At 50.1% G+C, this 557-nt stretch carries 1 protein-coding gene; it reads left to right on the forward strand.

Annotated elements, in window-relative coordinates:
• Positions 1 to 557: AMP-binding enzyme (locus tag AC27KL_RS28090; RefSeq protein ID WP_487171800.1), on the forward strand; the 557-nt coding region annotated here is incomplete at both ends.

Below are 557 nucleotides of genomic sequence, written 5' to 3' on the forward strand. Positions count from 1 at the left end.
GGAGGGGCCGGCGTCGCCAAAGGATATTGGGGACAGCCTGAGCTGACAGAGGGCGCATTCAGTGACCCGTTACAAACGGGAGAAACGCTTTACAGAACCGGAGATCAGGCTTGCTGGCTGCCGGATGGAACTCTTCGTTTTCAAGGGCGGATTGATAAGCAGGTAAAAATCAGAGGCTACAGAATTGAGACGGGAGAAATAGAAAGTGTGCTTTTGAAACACGATCAAGTCAAAGAAGCGGCTGTTACCGTGATGAAAGATGCCGAAGGACAAGCCCGATTAGCGGCATACATCGTTCCTAAAGAGGCCGATATCTCATCACTTCGCCAGTCTCTAATGCAGGAGCTCCCGGCTTATATGATGCCGTCCCATATTATCGGTTTAGACAGCATGCCCCTGACACTGAACGGCAAACTTGATAAATCGGCATTGCCGGCAGAAGAGATACATTCATCCCAGGCATTTGTCGCGCCCGGCGATGAAAAACAGGCGATGTTATGCCGGATTTGGGAAGATGTGCTTCATATTCAGAAAGCGGGAATCCATCACTCTTTCTT

The organism is Paenibacillus sp. YAE3 (assembly GCF_057546105.1).